Source organism: Vibrio fluminensis, from assembly GCF_015278125.1.
Lineage (GTDB): Bacteria > Pseudomonadota > Gammaproteobacteria > Enterobacterales > Vibrionaceae > Vibrio > Vibrio fluminensis.
In genome coordinates, this window is the sequence record NZ_JADILO010000004.1 from 30,239 (window position 1) to 46,263 (window position 16,025).

The window sequence follows — 16,025 nt, forward strand, 5'->3', positions numbered from 1 at the left end:
TGCCAGAAGATCAATATCTTTTTTGAAAATCAACTTTGACTGCTCGACAAATCGTCGATCTTTGCGTTTACAAGGTACAGATCGTTTCAGAGCAACATGCAGACCGTATCCCTCCGATATATAAAAGAAATAGGTCTGTATATGAAGTGCCACATACTAAACGTGTGATTCATGGTTCCGCCAATGGATTAAACAGATTTATGTTGCTCGTCACAAAACATTTTCTCTCTTTAAATACAGTTGGATAGCCAGATTAATTCGATTTTTCTTGTGACAAGTCATTGGCATTTGTATTTTCTTCGCTTTAAAATCCTTGCCAATCTCGCCCTAAATCACAGCGTAAGGTACAAATCATGAGCGATAAAAAAGTAATTTCTACATTCGACCTGCTACTAATCGCGAACCAAATCATTCAAGCGCACGACGATTACATCGATGGTATGCGTGCGGACAGCGTTGAAGAAAAAGAAGGCGTATTGGTTTTCAAAGGCAACTATTTCCTAGACGACAACGGCCTACCAACTAGCCAAACGACTGCGGTATTTAATATGTTTAAGTACTTGGCGCATCACCTTTCGAAAGAATTCACGATCGAAAAATAATGAGCTGAGCTCATAATTTTTGGAACGCGAAGCTGAGCTTCGCTCCGAGAGTCGAGACCGCAAAGCTAAGCTTTGCTTCGGGAATCGGGAATCGGGAACGTAAAGCAAAAGCTTTACTCCGAGATGCGGGAACGCAGAGCATAGCTCTGCTTCGAGATGCGAGAAAAAGCAGATTCCCTACTCGCGCTTACGCGCTCTATGGAATGACAAAAATAACAAAGGCTGACGCCACGTCAGCCTTTTCTTTTGCGTTTCAGAACCCATTGCCTTAATCGGAACGTAAAGCAATAGCTTTACTCCGGGATGCGGGAACGCTGAACGCAGTTCTGCTACGGAAGACAGAGTGCAGAGCATAGCTCTGCTTCGAGATGCGAGAAAAACCAAATCCACTACTCGCGCTTACGCGCTCTATGGAATAACAGAAACAACAAAGCGAAGCTTCGCTCCGGGAATCGGGAACGCAGAGCATAGCTCTGCTTCGAGATGCGAGAAAAACCAGATTCCCTACTCGCACTTACGCGCTCTATGGAATGACAAAAATATCAGCCCGCAATAAAAGTCCGTTTTACGTTCCAGTATCCGTCGTCCGTAATTAAAACCCCGTTTTACGTTCCAGTATCCGTCGTCCGTAAGTAAAACCCCGTTTTACGCTCCCGCATCCGTCGTCCGTAAGTAAAACCCCGTTTTACGTTCCCACATCCGTCATCCGTAAGTAAAACCTCGTTTTACGCTCCCGCATCCGTCATCCGTAAGTAAAACCTCGTTTTACGTTCCCACATCCGTCATCCGTAAGTAAAACCTCGTTTTACGTTCCCACATCCGTAATCCGTAAGTAAAACCCCGTTTTACGTTCCCGAATCAGTCATCCGTAGCCGAAAGGCGTTCCTTCATTAAGCTACGCTTAATGATTCCAGCTTCTCAAAGTAATCTGGGAAGGTTTTTGAAGTGCATTTCGGATCGTTGATCGTCACTGGCGTATCGCTTAGCGCCACGAGTGAGAAGCACATTGCCATACGGTGATCGTCGTAAGTATCGATTGCTGCATGCTTAAGTTGCGCAGGTGGAGTAACGATAATGTAATCGTGCCCTTCTTCCACTTCAGCGCCCACTTTACGTAGTTCTGTCGCCATTGCCGCCAAACGATCGGTCTCTTTTACGCGCCAGTTATACACGTTGCGAATGGCGGTTGTACCTTCGGCAAATAGCGCGGTCGTTGCAATCGTCATAGCGGCATCGGGTATGTGGTTGAAATCCAAATCAACCGCTTTTAGCTCACCGACACGCGAGATAACGTAATCATCTCCCCACTCAATTTGTGCACCCATTTTTTCAAGCGCATCAGCAAATTGAATATCGCCTTGGATACTGTTTTTACCAATACCAGTCACTTTGATTGCACCGCCTTTAATTGCAGCAGCAGCGAGGAAATAAGAGGCCGATGAAGCATCACCTTCAACCAAGAAGTCACCCGGCGCCACGTATTGTTGACCCGCTTTAATCGCAAACTCTTGGTAATTGCGGTTTTCAACCTCAACACCGAACTGAGCCATAATGTGCAATGTAATATCGATATAAGGTTTCGAGACTAAATCACCGATGATTTTAATCGTCACATCATCTTGAGCCAGCGGCGCCGACATTAAAAATGCCGTCAAAAATTGGCTGGAAATTGAACCATCAATCTCGACAGTACCACCATTGAGACCGCTACCGACAATCTTAAGTGGTGGGTAGTTTTCATTCTCTAGGTACTCAATTTGCGCCCCCGCTTGACGAAGCGAATCCACCAAGTGGCCAATGGGACGCTCTTTCATGCGCGGTTCGCCCGTTAAGACAAACTCACCCTGACCTAAACACAGTGCAGCCGCTAAAGGACGCATCGCTGTACCTGCATTTCCTAAAAACAGTTCTAGTGCTTGAGGTGAGTGAAATGCACCGCCTAAGCCTTCTACTTCGCATACTGTTTTGTCGGCTGAAAGTGTATAGTTAACACCGAGTTTGGTGAGCGCATTAAGCATGTGACGAATATCATCACTATCAAGAAGGTTGGTTAGACGTGTCGTGCCTTTTGCCAACGCAGCCAAGAGCAGCGCGCGGTTTGAGACACTTTTAGAACCCGGTAAGTTGACCTCACCATCGACTTTATTGATTGGTTGTAACGTAAGGCTTTCCATTTGAAACTACTATTCCTTGCTCGCACTCTTCCATAGGCGCGATGAAAAATTCTTCATCGTTTCAGACTATCGAAAAAGCCCGAGTAAAACCAGACCTAATCTGGTTTTAACTCGAATTAGCATGCAAGCAAATTAAATCACGTTTTTGAAGCCCATATTAGTATTCTCTATCAACACGAACCCCATCATTAAAGTAGAGAATTCGTACCTGATCGCCACGCTGGAAGATCATGTTACTGTCTACATCCTGAATCACATTAATCAACCGCTTATCTTCGGTTTGAATCAGCAATTCAACCAGACGATATTCAACCCGATAACTCTGATTTGCACGGTTTCGCGCCACACTTGCACCAGCTACAGCACCTACAGCGGTCGCAACTTCACGACCTGTGCCACCACCAAATTGGTTACCGATAACGCCACCGACAACCGCACCTAAAAATGTTTCCCAGCCGTTACTTTCTGCTTTGACGATATCTTGCTGTGTCATGTAACGAACTGAATCAACCTTACCAAAAACCACTTCATTGACTGGGCGTGCAACATTACGTTGGTACGCCGCATTGGTAAACAGTGGAAAAATCAATAATATCCATACCCACTTCTTCAACATAAACTGACTCCTTTGATGGCTATATATCTGACAGAACTCGACAGTGAAAACTTAAGCTTTCCTTCCCCCTTTGAAGCCCTTGATGATCCCAATGGTCTTCTGGCTTTCGGAGGCGATCTGTCAGTTGCGCGCTTATTAACAGCTTATCACAATGGCATCTTCCCATGGTATGGGCCTGATGAACCAATTTTATGGTGGAGCCCATCGCCACGCGCAGTCTTTGATCCTAAGACCTTTAAACCGGCAAGAAGTGTCAAAAAATTTCAACGTAAACATCAATACCAAGTAAGCATCAACCAAGCATTTGACCAAGTCATTGACCAATGCGCAGCTATGCGCAGCGCCGAAGAAACGTGGTTGAGCTCTGATATGCGAAGCGCTTACAAACAACTCGCCGCGCTTGGACACGCGCACTCAGTCGAGGTATGGCATAATAACCAGCTAATTGGCGGGCTATACGGCATTTCGGTCGGACAACTGTTTTGCGGTGAATCGATGTTTAGTGTGCAAAGCAACGCCTCGAAAATCGCATTGTGGTATTTCTGCTCTCACTTCAAGCAACATGGCGGCCAGCTTATTGATTGCCAAGTACTTAATGATCACACGCAATCTTTAGGCGCATTTGAACTAGAGCGCGAAGAATTTATCAAAAGCCTGCTATCCTTAAGGCAACAAGTTGTAAGTAAATCGTGTTTTCAGCCGCAATGGTTGACACAACCTATTGAGGAGCAGTAATGAGCTCGGATATCCAACATATTCGTATTGGACTCACCGATAACCACCCTTGTAGCTACCTACCAGGTCGCCAAGAAAGGGTGGCCGTTGCGCTTGACCCTAGCTTACATTGTTCGTCAAACTATGAAGTGTTACTCGCCAATGGCTTTCGACGCAGTGGTGATACTATCTATCGCCCACTGTGCCAGCAATGCAACGCTTGTGAGCCAATTCGAGTCTCGGCGCATAGATTTAAAATGACCCGCAGCCAAAAACGACTACGTAACAAAGCGAGCGCCATCACTTGGCAGTACAAAGAGCAACTTGACGATGATTGGTACGAGTTATACGCACGTTACATCGAAGCTCGCCATCATTCCGGCTCGATGTACCCACCTAATCGTAAAAGTTTTGAGCAATTTACTCTCTGTAACTGGCTAAATACTCAATATTTACACCTATATGAAGATGACAAGTTAATTGGTATCGCTGTCACAGATATATTGTCTAACAGTGCCAGTGCTTTCTATACCTTTTACGAGCCTCATCACCCGTTATCCCTTGGTACTCTCGGTGTTTTATTGCAATTAGAGCATTGCCAAGAACAAGGGAAACAGTGGCTCTATCTCGGCTATCAAATAGATGAATGTCCGGCAATGAATTACAAAGTCCGCTTTCATCCTCATCAAAGGCTAGTAAATCAGTCTTGGCAAGGGTAGAATACGCCCCAACTTTGCTTAATTCATTTTTATCAGCTGATAAGACCTGATAAAAACGCCCATTTATTTAAAGAGGATTAGATGGCTAAAGAAGACGTTATTGAGATGCAAGGCACTGTCCTTGATACTCTTCCAAACACAATGTTCCGTGTTGAGCTTGAAAACGGTCACGTAGTTACTGCTCACATCTCTGGTAAAATGCGTAAGAACTACATCCGTATTCTTACTGGTGACAAAGTAACTGTTGAGATGACTCCATACGACCTATCAAAAGGCCGCATCGTCTTCCGTGCTCGTTAATCTCAGATTACCGAATACAACAAAAAACGGAGCCACTGGCTCCGTTTTTTGTATCTATAATATACCCAGAATTCTATAAGCTATCTGGGTATATTAGACGGTTACTTACCTAATGCTTCTTTGTAGTGTTGGCGGCATACGGAAACGTAGCGGTCATTACCACCAATCGCCACTTGATCACCTTCTTTAATGGCATTGCCATGCTCATCAGTGCGAATAACCATGTTCGCTTTGCGGCCGCAGTGACAGATAGTTTTCAATTCAACTAATTTGTCAGCCCAAGAAAGCAAGTATTTACTACCTTCAAATAGCTCACCTAAGAAGTCAGTACGCAAGCCATAACACAACACTGGAATATGCAGCTTATCGACCACTTCGGTTAGCTGATAAACCTGTTCTTTCGACAAGAACTGGCACTCATCAATCAAAATACAGTGACGCTTATCTTGTTCATTCAGCTCCGCAATTGCTTTAAACAGGTCGGTTTCTGCTTGGAACAAGTGCGCTTCAGATTGTAGACCAATTCGAGAACTCACTTTACCGACGCCATAACGGTTATCAAGAGCCGCAGTAAAGATAAGTGGATTCATACCACGTTCTTGGTAGTTAAATGACGACTGTAGAAGCGTAGTTGATTTCCCAGCATTCATCGCTGAGTAATAGAAGTACATCTGTGCCACAGAGAGATTCCCGTAAAAATAATAATTCTTGTAGAAAAAAGGGCTGACAACTCAGCCCTTAAAATTTGCTTTATCTGTTCACTGCTTGATGCTGCAAGCAACACCGCTCAATCTGATTGGTGTTATCTACTAACTTATTGACGTTGTAGCTAGGCGACCAAAGAGAAAAGCCTCTGAGCATAGGTTTACTATGTGATGAGGTTTTCGAGTGCAGTCAACAACGCTACAACATCAAGAAGGACGTAGATACTTATTTGCGACGCCAGGTTGTACCTTCAGCACCATCTTCCAGCTCAATACCCATCTCGTTAAGCTTGTCACGAGCCATGTCTGCATTCGCCCAATCTTTAGCTGCGCGTGAGTCGTTACGTAGTTTAATCAGTGCTTCAATTTCCGCCACTTCGTCGTCGCTGCCTGCATCGCCTTTTAGGAATGCTTCTGGATCTTGGTGCAGAATACCGATTACGTCTGCGAGTTCACGCATTAGTGCACCGAGTGCGCTCGCTTGCTCAAGGTTCTCTGTTTTAAGGCGGTTGATTTCACGCGCCATATCAAACAGTACTGAGTATGCTTCAGGTGTGTTGAAGTCATCGTTCATCGCTTCTGTAAAGCGAGTTAGGTACGCTTCGCCACCTGCTGGAGCTGCGGTTAGATCTAGGCCACGTAGAGACGTATATAGACGCTCTAGTGAAGCACGAGCTTGGTTTAGGTTTTCTTCACTGTAGTTAAGTTGGCTACGGTAGTGACCTGACATTAGGAAGTAACGAACCGTTTCTGCATCGTAGTGACCTAACACATCACGGATAGTAAAGAAGTTACCGAGCGATTTAGACATCTTCTCTTTGTCTACCATCACCATACCACTGTGCATCCACGTATTTACATACTGAGTATTGTGCGCGCAGCATGACTGAGCAATTTCGTTCTCGTGGTGAGGGAACTGAAGATCTGAACCACCGCCATGAATATCAAAATGGTTACCAAGAATTGATGAGTTCATTGCTGAACACTCGATGTGCCAACCCGGACGACCTGCACCCCATGGCGATTCCCATGTTGGTTCACCTGGTTTAGACATTTTCCACAGAACGAAATCTAGCGGGCTACGTTTAGCCGTTTCGATATCAACGCGGGCACCTGCTTGTAGTTGGTCAAGGTCTTGCTTAGACAGTTTGCCGTACTCGTCAAACTTGCCGACTTCAAACATTACGTCGCCGTTATCTGCTACGTATGCAAAGCCACGCTCGATAAGCTTTTCAACCAGTTCGATGATCTCTTGGATAAACTCTGTGGCGCGCGGTTCAACATCTGGACGCTTCATGTTTAGAGCATCGAAATCCGCGTGCATTTCACCGATGAGACGTTCAGTGAGTGAATCACAAGTTTCACCATTTTCGTTAGCACGCTTGATGATTTTATCATCGATATCTGTGATATTGCGTACAAACGTTAAGTCGTAACCCAAATAGCGCAGGTAACGAGACACAACGTCAAAAGATACGAAGGTACGACCGTGACCAATATGACAGAGATCGTAAATGGTTACCCCACAGACATACATGCCAACTTTGCCAGCATTGATTGGTTTGAATTCCTCTTTCTGTCTTGTGAGTGTGTTATATATCTTTAACATGATCTCTATACTTAATCTGGGTTAAATAAAATAGTGGTTCAGTATACCAACTCATGCTCCGTTAGGTAATCCCTCAATCGCTCAAAAAGCCAGCATTAGCACCTATACTGAAGTCTGATTCACAGCTTTTCGCGTATGAATGTCAGAAAAGTTAAGTTAGAATCCTAGACTCAAATCAAAAACATAGGTTAAGGACATAATCATGATCACCCTTCACACTAATTTTGGTGACATCAAAATTCAGCTAAATGAAGAAAAAGCACCTGAAACAAGTGCAAACTTCCTACAGTACTGCCGTGATGGTTTCTACGACAACACGCTATTTCACCGTGTTATCGATGGTTTCATGATTCAAGGTGGTGGTATGGAGTCTGGTCTTCGTGAGAAGGCTTCTCGTGCACCAATTAAGAACGAAGCGAACAACGGTCTAAGCAACAAAGTAGGCACCCTTGCAATGGCGCGTACTATGGAGCCGCATTCTGCTAGCTCTCAGTTCTTCATCAACGTAAACAACAACACTTTCCTAGATTTCCGTAGCGAAAGCCTAGATGGTTGGGGTTACTGTGTATTCGGTGAAGTAGTAGAAGGTATGGACATCGTTGAAAAGATCAAAGGTGTGAGCACTGGTTCTTACGGCATGCACCAAGATGTACCACTAGAAGACGTGGTAATCACTGGTACAACTATCGAACAATAATCGATTTAAGAAGGGTGTTTAACACCCTTCTTTTCTATTAAATTATGACCACACTATTTATTTCAGACTTACACCTTTCACCCGATACGTTAGAGATTAACGCCTGTTTTGAACGCTTTATGCGCGAAGAAGCCATCCATGCTGACGCACTGTTTGTTCTTGGCGATTTGTTTGATTTTTGGATCGGTGATGATGATAACTGCGATTTTGCCAAGCAAATACGCGAAGAGTTTAAACGCTTAACTGACAGCGGCGTTCCCTGCTTCTTTACCAAAGGTAATCGCGACTTTTTGGTAGGCAAAAGATTTGCAAAGCAAACTGGGGTTCAGTTGCTCGGCGATGAAACTGTCATTGATCTTTATGGCCGTAAAGCTGTGATTCTGCACGGGGACACGCTTTGTACAGAAGACGTTCAATATCTCGCATTTCGCGCCAAAGTAAATCAACCGTGGCTGCAATGGATTTTTAATCGCTTACCAATGGCAATAAAAACTCCTATTGTACGCAAGGTCCAATCTGGCGCGCGCGATACAAAGCAATCTAAATCATTATCGATTATGGATGTCACACAAAGTGAAGTAGAACGAGTGATGGCTGAACATAACGTTGACTTAATGATTCATGGCCACACACACAGGCCAAATATCCACAATTTTAATATTGAAAACAAAGAGTTGACCAGAATCGTGCTGGGCGACTGGTATGAGCAAGGTTCAATTTTGTGCTTTGACGCGAATAATTTTACGTTAGAGACTCGTTCGCTGGATACAGAACACCGTTAGTTTGAAGTCGTTCAAAAAAAATAATGCTATTCCGTCTATTATCGACCATAACAAAATAAGAGTTGATGTAGATTTTGAAGTATTCCTATTTCGCACGGCAACCGATCATGGACGTGGATAAAAAAACCATCGGTTATGAACTACTGTTTCGCGACGGCCCTAAAAATAGTTTTCCTGATATTGATGCCGATCTGGCAACCTTACGTTTGTTGTCAGATCACATACTCACCACCAAACAAGACACCCTTGGTGACCTAACAGGCTTTATCAATTTCCCTTACCAAAGCCTAATTAGTGATGTCGCAACGCTCTTCCCTCCTGAAAACCTAGTGATTGAGATATTGGAAGATTGTCCTCCCACAAGTGACCTTCTTCAAGTTGTAAAACAGTTACATACCGATGGTTATACGTTAGCACTTGATGACTTTATACCGAGTAAACAATGGCTCGCGTTTCTCCCATACATAGACATTATCAAGTTCGACATCCGTACATATTCCATTGAGAAAGCGAAAGATTTCATCGCACGTTTTGCCAATGGAAAAATACGCTTCCTTGCCGAAAAAGTCGAAACCATGGAGGAGTTTGAGCTCGCCAAGCAAGTCGGATTTGACTACTTTCAAGGCTATTTCTTCAGTAAACCCGAAGTGATACAGAAAAAAGCGCTCGAACCGTCGATGCTCTCTGTAATTCAGTTACTGACTGAAGTCGCAAAGCAGCCGATGGACTTTAATTCGCTAGAACAATTAATTTCTCGCGATGTCACTTTGTCTTTTAAACTGCTTAGTTACGTAAACTCTTCATCACTGGTAACCAATAAAATCCAGTCTTTCCGCCAAGCATTGGTCTATTTAGGTGAAGATCGCCTACGCAAATTTGTTTCCTTAGTCGCGCTTTCATCAAACGATGAGACAAAGCCTGACTATCTGTACACGCTTTCCATTCAACGAGCCAAGTTCTGCGAGATTCTTGCCAGTAAACTACCGACTAAACCCCACACAAGTGATGCTTTCCTTACAGGGATGTTTTCGCTCTTAGATTGTTTACTCGACAGGCCGCTTGATCAACTGATAACCGAGGTTCCGGTTAGTGAAGACGTCACGCAAGCGCTGTTAGAAAAGCGCGGATCGATAGCAGGGCTTTTGGTTCTATACAAAGCGATTGAACGAGCAGAGTGGCGCAAAGTGGAAGCGATTTGCACCAAGTTAAAACTCGAGCAAGATATTGCGTTTAAAGGATACGACGAAGCAACAGCTTGGACTGCAGAACTGATTAATGTACGTCAATAATCGAGCAATGCTATACCAGTAAATCTCTATATATAATAGAAACCCTTTACTGTCGTCGTTGGGCTACATACACTTAGGTTCCATTTAACCCAACGACATAAAACCTTATGAGTCAGTGCCCTTGCGGAAACGCATCCAACTACGAAACATGCTGCCAACCTATCCATCAAGAGCATGCCAATGCGCATACCCCAGAACAACTGATGCGCGCACGCTACAGTGCTCATACTTTAGGCTTGGTCGATTTCGTGATTAATACTTATCACTCAAGTTGCAATGCAGAGCAGCAACGTCAAGCGATTGCCGATTCGGTGCATAGTGATTGGGTGGCACTAGAGGTCTTAAATAGCAGTGATGGCAGCCACGATGACGAAGGCTTTGTGACCTTTAAAGCTTTCTTTAATGATGACGGTAAGCAGTATTGCTTAGAAGAGCGCTCGCGTTTTTTACGTGAAAACGGCCTTTGGTACTACATTGATGGTGAATATCCACAAACCGAAGACGAGCGACTATCACAACCGATCCAAAGTCTCAAAATTGGCCGTAATGACCCATGTATTTGCGGTAGCGGTAAAAAATTTAAGAAGTGTTGCGGATAATTCAACAAAAAAGGTAGATGTATAAGCATCTACCTTTTTATTATCGTAGCTTGCATAAGCTTCAAAATACCCAGAGAGGCAGCTTGAAGTTTTAGTACGATAAAGCTATTCGTTATTGTTAGGATTAACGCGCAAGATATCCGACTGCTGAGGCTGAAACTGTTTCTTAAGCTCAGCTTTGGATTTAAAACTCACTTCACCACCTTTGGCTACTGTCATATGCTGAGCATCTGCATTGTGCTTCGATTGATAAAGCATAACGGCTTGCATGCATGAATCGCGTTGTTGCTGTGAAAGTGCTGTTCCTTCGGGCCACTTGCCTGTTTCAACAGCGTAAAGCAGTCGTTGGTAGGCTTCTGGGGTGATTGCATTGACGAGTTGCTCAGCATCCATAGTTTATCCTTAACTTTTTTTGAGAAACATAACTGTCTCATACGGTGAGTCAAGAATAGTACTCAGAATAAGTGTAACTGATCACAAGCAGCGAGAATTATGAACAAAATTAAGTTGGCGGTAATTATTAGCCTGAGTGTCGTTCTGTCAGGGTGTTTTGAGACGAGAAAGAATACCGAACAATTGTGTGAATCCAATCCAGCATTGCAATGTGATCAGCTCAATGTCGATGACGGTCAATGTCGCGTACCTCGAACCGACCTCATCTGGCATCATCATGAAACACTCTCTAACCCAAGTGATGATAACAAGATCAAACAGTATCACTTACTGGCGGAATACGAGAAGTGCATGACCTTAGCCGCGCAGATACAAACTCTCACGCCTTCCGAACGTAAGTCCAAACGTGTGACCGCTGTTTTACATGCTCAAGAAGAAAAAGTGCGTATCGTTTCTGAATTAGAGGCATCTAACGCCCCGCAAACACTCTACTTTCTTTGGAGTCAAACCGGGAATGAAGAGGCTCGACGCCAATTTTTACAAATGGAAGGGAGCAAAATGCTAGATACTGCAGAGATGCAGTACGCGCTGGCGACTTTTTACACCAATCGCGATACAGAAAAGACTCTATACTTACTTAATCGCTCGCTGGAGCTCAGTGATGGAAAAAACACCAATATAGATGCAGTGAAAACTTTGGCAAGTCTCAACTTACAAGAAGACAAGCTGGAGCTCGCCTATGTATGGCAGCAAGTTGCGGCGATGTTTGACGTGCAAACCACGCATGAAAGTAACCATGCTTTATTGTATGGATTCACCCAAGACAAATATAAGCGGCTCGATATGGTTGCCGAACAGGTCCATGAAGACCTTGAATCAGGAAAGTTCAGAGCAAATGCCATTACCATTCCGAATATGTAATGTTTTTATTTTCCACTTACAAAACTGAAAGTTCAGCGATTCTTTTCATACTTCAGCAAGTTACAAAAATTGCGCCAATTGGCAAATGAAAGGATAAAACAAATTGCGGTGATTTAATCACCGCTTTTTTGTGGATTGTTGAAAATTAACGACACTGAGTTTACACAGAATCTCTCACCCGTCGTCGGTGGCCCGTCAGGAAAAACGTGACCTAAATGGCTATCACAGACTGCGCAGCGGATTTCTGTGCGCACCATTCCGTGACTTAGATCTTCAATATAGCGTATTGCTTGGTCATTGATTGCCGCATCAAAGCTCGGCCAGCCACAGCCTGAGTCATATTTGTTTGAGGATTGAAATAAATCCGCTTTACAGCAGGTGCATTGATAAAGTCCCGACTCCCGATTGTGAAGCAATTTACCACTAAATGGCGCTTCTGTTCCTTGTAAGCGACAGACTCTATACTCTTCATCTGACAACTGCTCACGCCAGTACTCATCAGGCTTCACTAGCTTTTTAGGCTCTTTATCCATTGACTTTTCTCTCCATTTTTTACGTTCTTCTTATCTAAATTTTCGTTAAAAACTTGCGTCGAACAGGCTTTGTAGCACATACTTTCACACCATGATAGAGTAGCAACAATTGGCTGGGTTCAGTTTGCCCTCGCCCCTATTTTACGACAATAATTGGGAATAAGATTTCAATATCCGCGCAAAAGATAGCCATTTGCGACTAATTGTGAAAAAAAGCGTCGCTTTTTTTTGACTTTAAACAATTTAAGTCGGATTATCACTTGCAGATTGTTACTGGATTCTGTAATTTTACTACCAGTTATCTTTAATCAGAAATTAAGTTGTGGAGCAACTATAATGACTATCAAAGTAGGTATTAACGGTTTTGGCCGTATCGGTCGTTTCGTATTCCGTGCAGCGCAAGAGCGCAACGACATCGAAGTTGTAGGTATTAACGACCTTATCGACGTAGATTACATGGCATACATGCTTAAGTACGACTCAACTCACGGCCGTTTCAACGGTACTGTTGAAGTTGAAGGCGGTAACCTAATCGTTAACGGTAAAACTGTACGTGTAACTGCTGAGCGTAACCCAGAAGATCTAAAATGGGATGCAATCGGTGTTGACGTAGTAGCTGAAGCAACTGGTCTATTCCTAGACGACGCTACAGCTCGTAAACACATCACAGCTGGTGCTAAGAAAGTTGTTCTAACTGGCCCATCTAAAGATGCGACTCCAATGTTCGTAATGGGCGTTAACCACGCTTCTTACGCTGGTCAAGACATCGTTTCTAACGCTTCTTGTACTACTAACTGTCTAGCGCCTATCGCTAAAGTTCTTAACGACAAGTTCGGTATCGAATCTGGTCTTATGACTACAGTTCACGCAACTACAGCTACTCAAAAAACTGTAGACGGTCCTTCTGCTAAAGACTGGCGCGGTGGTCGTGGTGCTTCTCAGAACATCATCCCATCTTCAACTGGTGCTGCTAAAGCTGTAGGCGTTGTTCTTCCAGAACTAAACGGCAAACTAACTGGTATGGCTTTCCGCGTACCAACAGCTAACGTTTCTGTAGTTGACCTAACAGTTAACCTTAAGAACGGCGCATCTTACGAAGCTATCTGTGCAGCAATGAAAGAAGCTTCTGAAGGCGAACTAAAAGGCGTTCTAGGTTACACTGAAGATGCAGTAGTTTCTCAAGACTTCATCGGTGAAGTTCAAACTTCTGTATTCGATGCTAAAGCTGGTATCGCTCTAACTGATAACTTCGTTAAAGTTGTATCTTGGTACGACAACGAAATCGGTTACTCAAACAAAGTTCTAGACCTAATCGCACACGTTTCTAAGTAATTTTTACTGAAACTATGATTAGCGAACTTATGTTTGAAACATAAGAAGTTAGACAAAAGGCGGCTCTCGAGTCGCCTTTTTAGTATCTGAAATTCCTGTAAAAGATTACATTAGATAATTGTCATCACACGTAAAACTTAAGGATTTGATAGATGGATTTACTCTCTCTACCTACTGTCGCAGTTCTCTCTGATAACGTGACTATCGTTGAGCAAGACCAAGTCAAAATTGTCCGTGTTATCCATGAAAAAGCGACTGCGGGTATCGCATTACACGGCGGCCACGTAGTTTCTTACCAGCCAACAGGCCAAGAAGATCTGATTTGGATGAGTGAAGCAGCGATTTTTGACGGCAAAGCCGCTCTGCGCGGTGGCATTCCTGTTTGCTGGCCTTGGTTTGGCCGAATAGCAGCACCAGCCCACGGCTTTGCACGCACGTCTGAATGGGAACTGGTCGAACACCGTGAAAACGACAACGGTGTGATCGTCGAGCTTGCGCTGTTCCCAACCGAAGAGATGCATGACATTTGGCCAAATATGTTTGATGCCCGCCTACTAGTCGAAGTGGGTGACGAGCTGAAAGTCACTTTGAAAGTCACCAACATTGATGATCATGAATGGACTTTCTCGGGTGCACTGCACACCTACTTAAACGTCGGTGATATTTTGCAAGCGGAAACCACTGGTATGGGTGGCGAGTACATCGATAGCCTACTTGAGGGTCAAGTATGCCAAGGCGGTGATACACTGGTTTTGAACGACACTATCGACCGCGTGTACACCAAACCTGAAGCGCAAATCAAAGTAGCAGATAAAGTACTGAACCGTACGTTGACTATCGAAAACGGCGGTCATAACTCTGCCGTACTTTGGAACCCTTGGTCACAAGGTGCACAAGGCATGACTGATATGGCTGATGATGGTTACCAAACCATGCTATGCGTTGAGTCAACCGTTCACGCACCATCGATTCAACAAGGTGTCACACTGCAACCTGATCAAAGCTACGAACTAAGCACAGTTATCTCTGCTTAATCTCGGATTCTGAGCCAGTGAATTACTGGCTCTTTTTGCTCGCCTCTTTTGCACTTGCCGCTTTCTTGCTAGACTCTGCCGCCTAAATTCATCTGTTGAGCTTGTTATGTCTTATCAATGCCCTCTTTGCCATCAATCGCTTTCATTCGCTGAGCGCACTTACCGCTGTAGCAACAACCACAGTTTTGACCTCGCCAAAGAAGGCTATGTCAATCTTATGCCAGTGCAACACAAGCGCTCGAAAGATCCAGGCGATAACAAAGAGATGATGCAAGCACGTCGTCGTTTCCTTGAAAAAGACTACTACCAGCCAATGAAGCAGACGGTGGCAACGCTGTGTGCCGAGTACCTAAAAGAGACCACCCATCAACTACTTGATATCGGCTGTGGCGAAGGTTACTACACTGACGAAGTCGCCGCACAATTAAAGCAACAAAACACGCAGGCTGAAATTTTTGGTCTCGACATTTCTAAAGTCGCGATTCGTTATGCGGCTAAGCGTTACCCAAATTGCCAGTTCACAGTTGCTTCTAGCCATCGCTTACCTTTCTCAGAGCAAAGCCTTGACGCAATTTTGCGTATCTACGCCCCTTGTAAAGCAGAAGAGCTAGCCCGCACCCTGAAAGATGGTGGCATCGTTATCACTGTCACGCCTGCTGGCCGTCACCTGTATCAACTACGTGAATACATCTATCAAGATGTGCGCTTACACAGTGAAGACGCTGAAGATCTATCAGGATTTACATTAGAACACGAGCAGAAACTTAATTACGTAATGGATCTTGCTAAGGGTGACGGTTTTGACTTGCTGCAAATGACGCCATTTGCTTGGAAGGCAACAGATGAACTGCGTGACATGCTGAAAACGGCCGAGCACTTTGCCTGTGAAGCTGACTTTATGATCCGTATTTATCGCAAAGCTCCGACTACTAACGCCGATCTCTAGCAATATATTTGCAACTTAACTGAGCCCTATTTAAGCTGATAGAGTATTAAGCAATTAGGTG

General features: G+C 44.1%; 18 protein-coding genes. 12 read left to right on the forward strand and 6 right to left on the reverse strand.

The window, feature by feature from the left end; genetic code table 11:
• The first annotated feature begins 353 nt into the window (after positions 1–353).
• The gene (locus IRQ95_RS04845; protein ID WP_194435883.1) at positions 354–602 is read left to right on the forward strand and encodes a YciN family protein; all 249 of its coding nucleotides are present in this window, start codon (positions 354–356) and stop codon (positions 600–602) included.
• An 890-nt stretch (positions 603–1,492) separates the two neighbouring features.
• On the opposite strand, the gene aroA is transcribed toward IRQ95_RS04845, so the two are convergent.
• Complete coding sequence (aroA, locus tag IRQ95_RS04850; RefSeq protein ID WP_194435884.1) at positions 1,493–2,776, reverse strand: 3-phosphoshikimate 1-carboxyvinyltransferase; 1,284 nt, start codon at positions 2,774–2,776, stop codon at positions 1,493–1,495.
• A gap of 157 nt (positions 2,777–2,933) precedes the next feature.
• Positions 2,934–3,389 carry an outer membrane lipoprotein gene (locus IRQ95_RS04855; protein WP_194436009.1) on the reverse strand — a complete coding sequence of 152 codons (456 nt, stop codon included), beginning with the start codon at positions 3,387–3,389 and terminating at the stop codon, positions 2,934–2,936.
• Positions 3,390–3,407: 18 nt separating this feature from the next.
• Between IRQ95_RS04855 and aat the strand changes: the two genes are divergently transcribed.
• The 3 genes from aat (at position 3,408) to infA (ending at position 5,125) form a co-directional block, all read left to right on the forward strand.
• Complete coding sequence (gene aat, locus IRQ95_RS04860) at positions 3,408–4,127, forward strand: leucyl/phenylalanyl-tRNA--protein transferase (protein ID WP_194435885.1); 720 nt, start codon at positions 3,408–3,410, stop codon at positions 4,125–4,127.
• The gene (locus IRQ95_RS04865) at positions 4,127–4,825 is read left to right on the forward strand and encodes an arginyltransferase (protein ID WP_194435886.1); all 699 of its coding nucleotides are present in this window, start codon (positions 4,127–4,129) and stop codon (positions 4,823–4,825) included. The genes aat and IRQ95_RS04865 overlap by 1 nt, the downstream gene beginning before the upstream one ends.
• An 81-nt stretch (positions 4,826–4,906) precedes the next feature.
• A complete protein-coding gene (gene infA, locus IRQ95_RS04870) occupies positions 4,907–5,125 on the forward strand; it encodes a translation initiation factor IF-1 (protein WP_001040192.1) in 219 nt (72 codons plus the stop codon).
• A gap of 101 nt (positions 5,126–5,226) precedes the next feature.
• Here infA and IRQ95_RS04875 read toward each other — a convergent pair whose 3' ends face one another.
• Together IRQ95_RS04875 and cysS are read right to left on the reverse strand one after the other, a co-directional pair.
• Positions 5,227–5,805: a thymidine kinase gene (locus IRQ95_RS04875; RefSeq protein ID WP_194435887.1), complete on the reverse strand. Its 579-nt coding sequence runs from the start codon at positions 5,803–5,805 to the stop codon at positions 5,227–5,229.
• Between the two features lie 250 nt (positions 5,806–6,055).
• Positions 6,056–7,438, reverse strand: a complete 1,383-nt coding sequence (cysS, locus tag IRQ95_RS04880) for a cysteine--tRNA ligase (protein ID WP_194435888.1) — start codon at positions 7,436–7,438, stop codon at positions 6,056–6,058.
• A gap of 202 nt (positions 7,439–7,640) precedes the next feature.
• Between cysS and IRQ95_RS04885 the strand changes: the two genes are divergently transcribed.
• From IRQ95_RS04885 to IRQ95_RS04900, 4 genes are all read left to right on the forward strand, one after another.
• The gene (locus IRQ95_RS04885; RefSeq protein WP_194435889.1) at positions 7,641–8,135 is read left to right on the forward strand and encodes a peptidylprolyl isomerase; all 495 of its coding nucleotides are present in this window, start codon (positions 7,641–7,643) and stop codon (positions 8,133–8,135) included.
• Between the two features lie 44 nt (positions 8,136–8,179).
• The gene (gene lpxH, locus IRQ95_RS04890) at positions 8,180–8,917 is read left to right on the forward strand and encodes a UDP-2,3-diacylglucosamine diphosphatase (protein WP_194435890.1); all 738 of its coding nucleotides are present in this window, start codon (positions 8,180–8,182) and stop codon (positions 8,915–8,917) included.
• Positions 8,918–8,991: 74 nt separating this feature from the next.
• Positions 8,992–10,206 carry an EAL and HDOD domain-containing protein gene (locus IRQ95_RS04895; protein ID WP_194435891.1) on the forward strand — a complete coding sequence of 405 codons (1,215 nt, stop codon included), beginning with the start codon at positions 8,992–8,994 and terminating at the stop codon, positions 10,204–10,206.
• A gap of 107 nt (positions 10,207–10,313) precedes the next feature.
• Complete coding sequence (locus IRQ95_RS04900) at positions 10,314–10,805, forward strand: YchJ family protein (RefSeq protein ID WP_194435892.1); 492 nt, start codon at positions 10,314–10,316, stop codon at positions 10,803–10,805.
• Positions 10,806–10,910: 105 nt separating this feature from the next.
• Here IRQ95_RS04900 and IRQ95_RS04905 read toward each other — a convergent pair whose 3' ends face one another.
• Positions 10,911–11,198, reverse strand: a complete 288-nt coding sequence (locus tag IRQ95_RS04905; protein WP_194435893.1) for a YeaC family protein — start codon at positions 11,196–11,198, stop codon at positions 10,911–10,913.
• 99 nt (positions 11,199–11,297) lie between these two features.
• Between IRQ95_RS04905 and IRQ95_RS04910 the strand changes: the two genes are divergently transcribed.
• Entirely contained in the window at positions 11,298–12,119 is an 822-nt protein-coding gene (locus tag IRQ95_RS04910) for a DUF2989 domain-containing protein (RefSeq protein WP_194435894.1), read from the forward strand.
• A gap of 113 nt (positions 12,120–12,232) precedes the next feature.
• Here the strand turns inward: IRQ95_RS04910 and msrB are convergent, their stop codons facing one another.
• Positions 12,233–12,652, reverse strand: a complete 420-nt coding sequence (gene msrB / locus IRQ95_RS04915; protein WP_194435895.1) for a peptide-methionine (R)-S-oxide reductase MsrB — start codon at positions 12,650–12,652, stop codon at positions 12,233–12,235.
• Positions 12,653–12,988: 336 nt separating this feature from the next.
• Between msrB and gap the strand changes: the two genes are divergently transcribed.
• The 3 genes from gap to rlmA all read left to right on the forward strand — a co-directional run bounded on the left by gap (position 12,989) and on the right by rlmA (position 15,964).
• On the forward strand, positions 12,989–13,984 hold the full coding sequence (gene gap / locus IRQ95_RS04920; RefSeq protein ID WP_128811287.1) for a type I glyceraldehyde-3-phosphate dehydrogenase: 996 nt from the start codon (positions 12,989–12,991) through the stop codon (positions 13,982–13,984).
• A 152-nt stretch (positions 13,985–14,136) separates the two neighbouring features.
• Positions 14,137–15,018: a D-hexose-6-phosphate mutarotase gene (locus IRQ95_RS04925; protein ID WP_194435896.1), complete on the forward strand. Its 882-nt coding sequence runs from the start codon at positions 14,137–14,139 to the stop codon at positions 15,016–15,018.
• Between the two features lie 106 nt (positions 15,019–15,124).
• Complete coding sequence (gene rlmA, locus IRQ95_RS04930; RefSeq protein ID WP_194435897.1) at positions 15,125–15,964, forward strand: 23S rRNA (guanine(745)-N(1))-methyltransferase; 840 nt, start codon at positions 15,125–15,127, stop codon at positions 15,962–15,964.
• Positions 15,965–16,025 lie beyond the last annotated feature (61 nt).

Bases quoted from the DNA above. Each gene is read 5' to 3' on its own strand.
- IRQ95_RS04845 (WP_194435883.1), top strand. From the start codon at position 354: ATGAGCGATAAAAAAGTAATTTCTACATTCGACCTGCTACTAATCGCG.
- msrB (WP_194435895.1), bottom strand. From the start codon at position 12,652: ATGGATAAAGAGCCTAAAAAGCTAGTGAAGCCTGATGAGTACTGGCGT.
- IRQ95_RS04905 (WP_194435893.1), bottom strand. From the start codon at position 11,198: ATGGATGCTGAGCAACTCGTCAATGCAATCACCCCAGAAGCCTACCAA.
- IRQ95_RS04925 (WP_194435896.1), top strand. From the start codon at position 14,137: ATGGATTTACTCTCTCTACCTACTGTCGCAGTTCTCTCTGATAACGTG.
- aat (WP_194435885.1), top strand. From the start codon at position 3,408: ATGGCTATATATCTGACAGAACTCGACAGTGAAAACTTAAGCTTTCCT.
- lpxH (WP_194435890.1), top strand. From the start codon at position 8,180: ATGACCACACTATTTATTTCAGACTTACACCTTTCACCCGATACGTTA.
- rlmA (WP_194435897.1), top strand. From the start codon at position 15,125: ATGTCTTATCAATGCCCTCTTTGCCATCAATCGCTTTCATTCGCTGAG.
- aroA (WP_194435884.1), bottom strand. From the start codon at position 2,776: ATGGAAAGCCTTACGTTACAACCAATCAATAAAGTCGATGGTGAGGTC.
- IRQ95_RS04865 (WP_194435886.1), top strand. From the start codon at position 4,127: ATGAGCTCGGATATCCAACATATTCGTATTGGACTCACCGATAACCAC.
- cysS (WP_194435888.1), bottom strand. From the start codon at position 7,438: ATGTTAAAGATATATAACACACTCACAAGACAGAAAGAGGAATTCAAA.
- IRQ95_RS04885 (WP_194435889.1), top strand. From the start codon at position 7,641: ATGATCACCCTTCACACTAATTTTGGTGACATCAAAATTCAGCTAAAT.
- infA (WP_001040192.1), top strand. From the start codon at position 4,907: ATGGCTAAAGAAGACGTTATTGAGATGCAAGGCACTGTCCTTGATACT.
- IRQ95_RS04900 (WP_194435892.1), top strand. From the start codon at position 10,314: ATGAGTCAGTGCCCTTGCGGAAACGCATCCAACTACGAAACATGCTGC.
- gap (WP_128811287.1), top strand. From the start codon at position 12,989: ATGACTATCAAAGTAGGTATTAACGGTTTTGGCCGTATCGGTCGTTTC.
- IRQ95_RS04910 (WP_194435894.1), top strand. From the start codon at position 11,298: ATGAACAAAATTAAGTTGGCGGTAATTATTAGCCTGAGTGTCGTTCTG.